At 75.4% G+C, this 7,985-nt stretch carries 8 protein-coding genes; 3 read left to right on the top strand and 5 right to left on the bottom strand.

From position 1 onward, the window contains the following. Positions 1–11 precede the first annotated feature (11 nt). Together RIF68_RS19170 and RIF68_RS19165 are read left to right on the top strand one after the other, a co-directional pair. Complete coding sequence (locus RIF68_RS19170) at positions 12–599, top strand: TetR/AcrR family transcriptional regulator (protein WP_309052503.1); 588 nt, start codon at positions 12–14, stop codon at positions 597–599. A 105-nt stretch (positions 600–704) separates the two neighbouring features. Further along, positions 705–1,487 (top strand): phosphatase, encoded by a 783-nt coding sequence (locus RIF68_RS19165; protein WP_309052502.1) that lies wholly within the window; start codon positions 705–707, stop codon positions 1,485–1,487. Between the two features lie 76 nt (positions 1,488–1,563). Here RIF68_RS19165 and RIF68_RS19160 read toward each other — a convergent pair whose 3' ends face one another. The 4 genes from RIF68_RS19160 to RIF68_RS19145 form a co-directional block, all read right to left on the bottom strand. After that, the gene (locus RIF68_RS19160; RefSeq protein WP_309052501.1) at positions 1,564–2,508 is read right to left on the bottom strand and encodes a cation diffusion facilitator family transporter; all 945 of its coding nucleotides are present in this window, start codon (positions 2,506–2,508) and stop codon (positions 1,564–1,566) included. 21 nt (positions 2,509–2,529) lie between these two features. Next, positions 2,530–3,402 carry an acyl-CoA thioesterase II gene (locus tag RIF68_RS19155; RefSeq protein WP_309052500.1) on the bottom strand — a complete coding sequence of 291 codons (873 nt, stop codon included), beginning with the start codon at positions 3,400–3,402 and terminating at the stop codon, positions 2,530–2,532. Beyond that, positions 3,403–4,560: an acyl-CoA dehydrogenase family protein gene (locus tag RIF68_RS19150; RefSeq protein WP_309052499.1), complete on the bottom strand. Its 1,158-nt coding sequence runs from the start codon at positions 4,558–4,560 to the stop codon at positions 3,403–3,405. A 100-nt stretch (positions 4,561–4,660) separates the two neighbouring features. Then, a complete protein-coding gene (locus tag RIF68_RS19145; protein WP_309052498.1) occupies positions 4,661–5,896 on the bottom strand; it encodes a helix-turn-helix domain-containing protein in 1,236 nt (411 codons plus the stop codon). A 163-nt stretch (positions 5,897–6,059) separates the two neighbouring features. On the opposite strand from RIF68_RS19145, the gene RIF68_RS19140 reads away from it, so the two are divergent. Next, positions 6,060–6,668 (top strand): hypothetical protein, encoded by a 609-nt coding sequence (locus tag RIF68_RS19140; protein ID WP_309052497.1) that lies wholly within the window; start codon positions 6,060–6,062, stop codon positions 6,666–6,668. A gap of 6 nt (positions 6,669–6,674) precedes the next feature. Here RIF68_RS19140 and RIF68_RS19135 read toward each other — a convergent pair. Beyond that, positions 6,675–7,985, bottom strand: a 1,311-nt coding sequence (locus RIF68_RS19135) for a helix-turn-helix domain-containing protein (RefSeq protein ID WP_309052496.1), incomplete at its 5' end; no start/stop codon positions are given.

Raw genomic sequence — 7,985 nt, 5'->3', positions numbered from 1 at the left:
GAATCGAATCCATGACCACGAGCCCGGCCCGCACCGACGCCCCCACGCGACGCGAGCAGATCCTCAAGGAGGCCGCCCGCCTCTTCGCCGCGCGCGGCTTCCACGGCGTCGGCGTGGACGAGATAGGAGCCGCCGTCGGCATCAGCGGCCCCGGGCTCTACCGCCACTTCCCCGGCAAGGACGCGATGCTCGCCGAGCTGCTCGTCGGCATCAGCGAACGGCTCCTCGACGGCGGGCGCCTGCGGGTGCGCGGGGCGGAGGGCGACCCCGAGGCCGTCCTCGCCTCCCTCATCGACGGCCACATCGACTTCGCCCTCGACGACCGGCCGCTCATCACCCTCCACGACCGGGAGCTCGACCGGCTCAAGGACGAGGACCGCAAGCGGGTCCGGCAGCTCCAGCGGCAGTACGTCGAGCTGTGGGTGGCGGTCGTACGGGAGCTGCACCCGGGCGTCCCCGAGAGCGAGGCGCGCACGGCGGTCCACGCGGTCTTCGGCCTGCTGAACTCGACCCCGCACCTCGCGGCCCTCGGACGCGCGGACATGGAGGGCCTCCTGCGCCGCCTGGCCCACGGTGCCTTCGCCGCCCTCGCGTCCTGACCCGCGCCCCCACGGGCCCCCGACCCGGTCCGCCAAGTGGGACGCGTGCCCCCGTCGGGCCGGAGCGGGGGACCCACGGGGCCCGCGCCCGGCAGAATGGCCGGCATGCCGATACTCAGCCGCCCCGCCCTCGTCGAGCACCTCGTCCGCACCCGCATCGCGGGCGACGTCGCCACGCCCCGCGACAACAACCTCTCCCACTACCGCAAGCTCGCCAACGGCGACCGCCACTACTGGCTCGGTCTGGAGCTCGGCGACCGGTGGACGGACGAGCAGGACGTCCTCGCCGTGATGGCCGAGCGCTGCGGCGTCGTCGACGACCCCGCCCACCGCACCGGCCAGGACACCATCGACCCCGAACTGACCGTCGACGCCCTCGACCGCATGGCCGCCCGGCTCCGCAAGGCCGCCGCGGGCCGCGAGCGGGTCCTCTTCGCCACCGGCCACCCCGGCGCCCTGATCGACGCGCACAGCCGGGTCGCCGCCGCGCTGCGCGCCCAGGGCTGCGACATCGTGCGCATCCCCGGCGGTCTGATCGCCGACGAGGGGTACGTCGTGCAGTTCGCCGACGTCGCCGTCTTCGAACGCGGCGCGAGCCTCTGGCACACCCACTCTCCCGAGCCGATGAACGCGATCCTGGACGGCCTGGAGGCCCTCGGGGAACCCGCGCCCGACCTGGTCGTGGCCGACCACGGCTGGGCCGGCCGGGCCGGGCAGCGCGGGATCGACTCCGTCGGGTACGCCGACTGCAACGACCCGGCCCTCTTCATCGGCGAGGCCGAGGGGACCATGCAGGTCACCGTGCCGCTGGACGACCACGTGGTCGACCCGCGCTCCTACGAGCCCCTGACGGCCTACCTGCTGCACGCGGCGGGCCTGCTCGCCTGACCCCCGGCGGGCGGCACCCGGGCCGTCCGGCCCCCGGTCTCCGCCCAGGCCTGCCGGCACCCGGGTCGCGCCGGGATCACGCGCGGGTGGCCGGGGTCGGGTCCAGGTAGACGCGGCGGATCGCGGGGAACCGCTCCCGCAGCCGCCGCTCCGCCGTCTCGCAGGCCCGCTCCACCTCGGCCGCCGACACCACGTCCCGGAAGTCGACCTTCGCCGCGACCATCACCTCGCCCGGCCCCTGGATCAGGGTGATCAGGTCCAGGACGCCCACCACGTGCGGCACGGAGAGCAGCTCCGCGCGGACCTCCTCGCGCATCGGACGGGGCAGCGGCCGGCCGATGAGGAGCTGCGCGTTGGAGCGGCCCAGCACCCAGGCCACGTACACGAGCAGGACGCCGATGAGGATCGAGGCGACCCCGTCCCAGACGCCGGACCCGGTGAGCTGCCCCCCGAGGAGTCCGCCGGCCGCCAGCATGAGCCCGGACAGGGCGGCGGAGTCCTCCAGGACGACCGCCTTGACGGTGGTGTCGGGGGTGAGCCGCAGATAGGTGGCGAAGGGGGTGCCCCGGCGGTCCGCCTCGGCCCGCACCTGCCGGATCCCGGTCCGCAGGGAGAACGCCTCCAGGACGAAGGCGACGGCGAGGACGACGTACGACAGCAGCGGGTCGCCCAGCTCCTCGCCGTGCAGGAGGGTGTGGATCCCGTCGTAGACGGAGAAGACGGCGCCGCCGACGAAGGTGGCGACCGCCGCCAGCATCGCCCACACGTACCGCTCGCCCGCGTGGCCGACCGGATGGTCCTCGTCGGCCGGCTTCTCGCTCCGCTTGAGCGCGGTCAGGAGCATGACTTCGGTGACCGTGTCGGCGAAGGAGTGCGCCGCCTCCGAGAGCATCGCGCTCGACCCGCTGACGACGCCCGCGACGGCCTTCGCGGCGGCGATGCCGAGGTTGGCCGCCGCCGCCACGAGCACCGTGACGGTGCTCTCCCCGTTGCCCGTGTCCTTCCTCGTCCGCGTCTTCATGACATCGGACCGTATGCCCGGTCAGTCGCGCGGGACGCGAACGACACCCTCCTGGATGACCGAGATCGCCAGCCGGCCGTCCCGCGTCCAGATCCTGGCCTGGCCGAGCCCGCGCCCGGCCGAGGAGGACGGCGACTCCTGGTCGTACAGCAGCCACTCGTCCGCGCGGAAGGGCCGGTGGAACCACATGGCGTGGTCCAGGGAGGCCCCGACCACGTCCCCGACGGCCCAGCCGCCGCGCCCGTGGGCGAGCAGGACGGAGTCGAGCAGCGTCATGTCGGAGACGTACGTGGCGAGGACGACGTGCAGCAGCGGGTCGTCGGACAGCTTGCCGTGGGTGCGGAACCACACCTGGGAGCGCGGCTCGCGCGGCTGCCCGACCGAGCCCCAGGGCGGGGTGTCGGCGTAGCGCAGGTCGACGGCGGCCCTGGCCTCGATCAGCCGGTCCGCGATCTCGGCGGGCAGGTGCCGGGGGAGCGTCTCGGCGGCCGTGGGCAGCGAGTCGGGGTCCGGCGCGGCCGGCATCCGCGCCTGGTGGTCGAGTCCCTCCTCGTACGCCTGGAAGGAGGCGGAGAGGTGGAAGACCGGCTGGCCGTGCTGGACGGCGACCACCCGGCGGGTGGTGAAGGAACGGCCGTCGCGGATGCGGTCGACGTTGTAGACGATCGGCGCGCCCGGGTCGCCGGGGCGCAGGAAGTACGCGTGGAGCGAGTGGGCGAGCCGGTCCTCGGGGACCGTCCGCCCGGCCGCCACCAGCGCCTGGGCGGCCACCTGGCCGCCGAAGACGCGGGGGACGAGGGCGGAGCGGGACTCGCCCCGGAAGATGTCCCGCTCGATCCGCTCCAGGTCGAGCAGATCGAGCAGGGCATCCAGTGCGTCGTGCGCCTCGGGCACTTACAGGCCCATCGACTTCGCGATGATCGTCTTCATGATCTCGCTGGTGCCGCCGTAGATGCGGTTGACGCGGTTGTCGGCGTACAGGCGGGCGATCGGGTACTCGTTCATGTAGCCGTAGCCGCCGTGGAGCTGGAGGCAGCGGTCGATCACGCGGTGCGCGACCTCGGTGCAGAACAGCTTGGCGGAGGCGGCCTCGGCGGGCGTCAGCTCGCCGGCGTCCAGGGCCTCCAGGGCGCGGTCGGCGACGGCCTCGGCCGCGTCCACCTCGGCCTGGCAGGCGGCCAGCTCGAACTTGGTGTTCTGGAAGGAGGCGACCGGCTTGCCGAAGACGGTGCGGTCGGTGACGTACTGCTGGGCGAACCGGATGGCGGCCTTGGCCTGGGCGTAGGCGCCGAAGGCGATGCCCCAGCGCTCGGAGGCCAGGTTGTGGCCGAGGTAGGAGAAGCCCTTGCCCTCCTCGCCGAGGAGGTCCTCGACGGGCACCTTCACGTCGACGAAGGCCAGCTCGGCGGTGTCGGAGGTGCGCAGGCCCAGCTTGTCCAGCTTGCGGCCGATGGAGTAGCCCTCGGACTTGGTGTCGACGGCGAAGAGGGAGATGCCGAAGCGGCGGTCCTCGGCGCTCGGGGCGGAGGTGCGGGCGCAGACGATCACGCGGTCGGCGTGGACGCCGCCGGTGATGAAGGTCTTGGCGCCGTTGAGGACGTAGTGGGTGCCGTCCTCGGAGAGCTTGGCGGTGGTCTTCATGCCCGCGACGTCGGAGCCGGTGCCCGGCTCGGTCATCGCGAGGGCCCACATCTCCTCGCCGCTGACGAACTTCGGCAGGTAGCGCTTCTTCTGGTCCTCGGTGGCCAGCATCTTCAGGTACGGCAGCGCGAGGAGGACGTGCACGCCGGAGCCGCCGAACTGGACGCCCGCGCGGGCGGTCTCCTCGTAGAGGACCGCCTCGAACTTGTGGGTGTCGAGGCCGGCGCCGCCGAACTCCTCCGGCACGTTGATGCCGAAGACGCCCAGCTCGCCCAGCTTGTAGTAGAAGTCGCGCGGAGCCTGGCCGGCCGCGAACCACTCGTCGTAGACGGGCACGACCTCGGCCTCGATGAAGGCGCGGATGGTCTCCCGGAACGCCTCGTGGTCCTCGTTGAATACGGTACGGCGCACGAGCCGCCTCCTTCGTCGCTGCCGATTGTCTAAGCGCTTGCTCAGCCTGTCTCGATCCGAAGTTACCCAGCGGTCACCCGCTCTGTCCAGAGCACCGGCGTCAGGAGGCCTCACCGGCGATCCACCGGCGGCCCACGGAGTCGTACGCGTACGAGGGCCCGTCCCCGGCCCCGCTCGTACGGAAGGGTTCCCCGCCCCGGTCACCGATCCGCGCCGTCCCCGAGCGGCCCTGGGAACTCCACTCCAGCTCCAGGTACCAGCGGCAGTCGCAGCCCGCGGTCCGGGCGGTGACCAGCAGCTCCTCCGGGTCCGCGGCGCCGACCGTGTACGGCAGCGCGACCGCCGGGATCGTCCGGGGCTCGGCGCCGGTGGCGTCGAGCCCCGCCACGGGCCGGGCGAGCGGGCGGGGGGCGTCCAGGTCGACGGCGAAGTGGCGCGGGCTGACGCCGCCACCGCACCCGTCGTCCATCCGGTACGCGGGCCACGGCAGCGGCGCGGCCCGGCCGACCACCCGCACGTGCACGGCCTGCACGACGACGGCGGCGGAGGTCCGCCCCTGGAGGGAGAGCCGCACCAGCGTCTCGCCGCCGTGCACGGCACCGTGCGCGCCGGCCCAGGCGGCGGCGTCCTGCGCGGGCGGCGGCGGGGCGACCCGCCCGGGAGCGCGGTCCACCAGATACGTGTGACCGCAGCCGCCGCGCCACACGTGCGAGGAGGCGGCCCACGTGAACGGTGGTGGCTCCACCGCCTCCGGTTCCTGCCCGGAGAACAGGAGTACGGCTCCGAGGACGAGCGCGACGACCCCGGCCACCACCCCACCGGCCCGCGCCACCCCCCGCGCCCACCCGCCGCGGGCCCGGGGGACGGCGGGTCCCGGCCGGGGGCGGGTCTCCGCCGGCTCCGCGACGGCCTCGGGCGCCGTGACGGCCCGCGGATCCGCGACGGCCTCGGGCGCCGTGACGGCCCGCGGATCCGCGACGGCCTCGGGCGCCGTGACGGCCCGCGGCTGCTGCTGCCAGGGGGTCGCCGGGTCCCCGGGCGGCTGCTCGGGCCGGGGTGGCGTGGGCCTCCCGGGCTGCCGCGGCAGGCGGGTGCGGGCGGCCCGCCGCCAGGACTCCTCCAGGGCCCGCCGCTCCTCCTCGTCCGCCCCGCACAGCAGGGCGAGCCGGTCGACCACGGCGAACTCCTCCGGGACGGTCGCCCCCGAGCAGTAGCGGTGGAGGGTGGACGCGCTGACGCTCAGGCGCCGGCCCAGCGCCTCGTAACTCCTGCCGTCCCGCGCCTTCAGCGCGCGCACGAGCCCCGCGAACTCCTCGACGGTGGCGTCCTTCGGCATTCCATCCCCTTCGACCCTGCGTCCCACCCTTTACGTCCCTGCACGTCAGCGGGGGTGGAATGGTTCCGGGACGGAAGGGGGGCGCGGCACCGTTGCAGGCGGCGGGCGCCGGCCCGACGCTGGTCGAGCACGGACCGAACAACCCGACGGGGGATCCACCACCATGAACAAGCTCCGTACCGCGCTCGCCACCGCCGCCACCGCCGCCCTGGGCCTCGCGGCCCTCGCCACGGCCCCGGCGCAGGCCGCCGCCCAGCCCGCCTTCCTCGCGGCCTCCCAGCTGCCGCCGTCGTCGACGCCGTGGACCGCCACCCAGGTCTTCACCGGCATCCCGGAGAACGGCGGCGTCCTCTGCGCCCCGTACAAGATCCCGGCGCAGAACAGCCGCTACCGCGAGTTCAGCACCGAGCTCGACACCCACGCGGTCCAGGTCACCACCGTCGCCCGCACCGAGGCCGACGCCGTGAAGCTGGTCGACACCCTCCGCAAGGCCCTCGCCGGCTGCGGGCCCCTGCTCGAGCAGCAGAACCCGGGCCTGAAGGCCGTCAGCGCCGCCCACGGCAAGCTCGCCGTCGAGGAGGGCGCCTGGGTCTACAGCCTGGACACCGCCGACCCGCAGATCGGCATCAACGACATCCACCTCTTCTCCGTCGGCCGCGACGGCCGCGCCGTCACCCTCGTCCGCTGGGGACAGATGGGCGACCTCGACAACGCCCCGCTGACCGCCTTCCGTACGACGACGAAGACCGCCGTCGACAAGCTCCTCCCCTGACGGCCGCTACGCGGCGGGGCCGCCGCCGACCTTGAACGCCAGCCACAGCTCCATCCGTACGTCCGGATCGTCCAGGTCCCGGTCGAGGAGCGCCGCGCAGCGGGCCACGCGCTGGCGGACGGTGTTGCGGTGGACGCCCAGGGCGACGGCGGTCCGGTCCCAGCTGCCGTGCAGGGAGAGCCAGCCGCGCAGGGTCTCCGCCAGGGGGGCGGAGAGCGGCGCGAGCAGCGCCCGCGCGTGGGCGGCGGCCTCGTCCTGATCCATCAGGGCCGTGAACCCGCCCGGCCGGTGCCGTGCCACGGCCACCCGCGTGGCCTGGGCCCGCCGCAGCGCCCGCGCCGCCTGCGCGTCTCCCACCGGCAGCGCCCCGGCCCCGACGGGCGCCCCGACCCCGAGCGTCCACCCGGGCTGCGCGGTGACGGGCGACGAGGCGGGGAGGAGGAGCCGAACGGTGCCGGCGGCCCCGGCGGGGGCGGTCCCCGCCGGGGCCGCCGCGCCTTCCCGGTCCGCCGGTGCCGGCCACGCCCCCGCGTCCACCAGGGGCGTACCCAGGGCCGCCGCCAGACTCGCCGCCGCGAAGGGGGTGCCGTCGCCGCCGTGGGCGTGGACCACGACCCACGGGCCCGGGCCGAGCGCGGCCGCCGCCTCGGCCGGGGGCGCGCCGAGGAGGAGGCGGACCAGGGCGCCGTCCCGCACCGAGGCGTCCGCGCCCCGGTGGGGGGCCGTGAGCAGGGAGAGCAGGACCGCCGCGACGCCCGCGATCGTGTGGTCGCCGGGGCCGAGCCGTTCCGTCGCGACACCGAGCGCGAGGCCGTCCCCGCCACCGAGCGCGTACGCCGCCAGCCGCAGTCCGCCGCCGTCGCCGCTCGCCGAGGCGGGGCCGCCGGGCCGGGGGCCGACCACCCCGGCCAGCTCCGCCAGCGCCCGGGCAGCCCGCGCCGGGACCGGCCGGCCCGCCGCGGCCGACTCCGTACCGTCCCGCCCGAAGAGGACCGCCCGGCCGCCGAGCCGGGAGGCCAGCGCGCCGAGCACCGCCGGGACCGGGGCGGGCCGGGCGGCGGCCGCGGCGAGGGACTGCTGGGCCTCCGTCACCCGGCGCAGCTCGTGCAGCCGGGCCTCCGCCATCAGCCGCCACAGCGCCCGCGCCACCGCCGTGAACGGCGTCTCGGGCGGCACCTCGACCAGCGGCAGCCCGTGCCGGGCGCAGGCCGCTACCAGCTCCGCAGGCACCGTGTCGTACACCGGCGTGACCCCGAAGCCGAGCGCCGCGGCGCCCGCCTCCACCACCCGTTCCACGAACCGCGCCGGGTCCTCCAG

It is taken from the genome of Streptomyces sp., from assembly GCF_031178505.1.
In the GTDB taxonomy this organism is placed as follows: domain Bacteria; phylum Actinomycetota; class Actinomycetes; order Streptomycetales; family Streptomycetaceae; genus Streptomyces; species Streptomyces gulbargensis.
The sequence above is the reverse complement of the archived record's forward strand: the minus strand, read 5'-3'. Positions and strand labels throughout refer to the sequence as shown.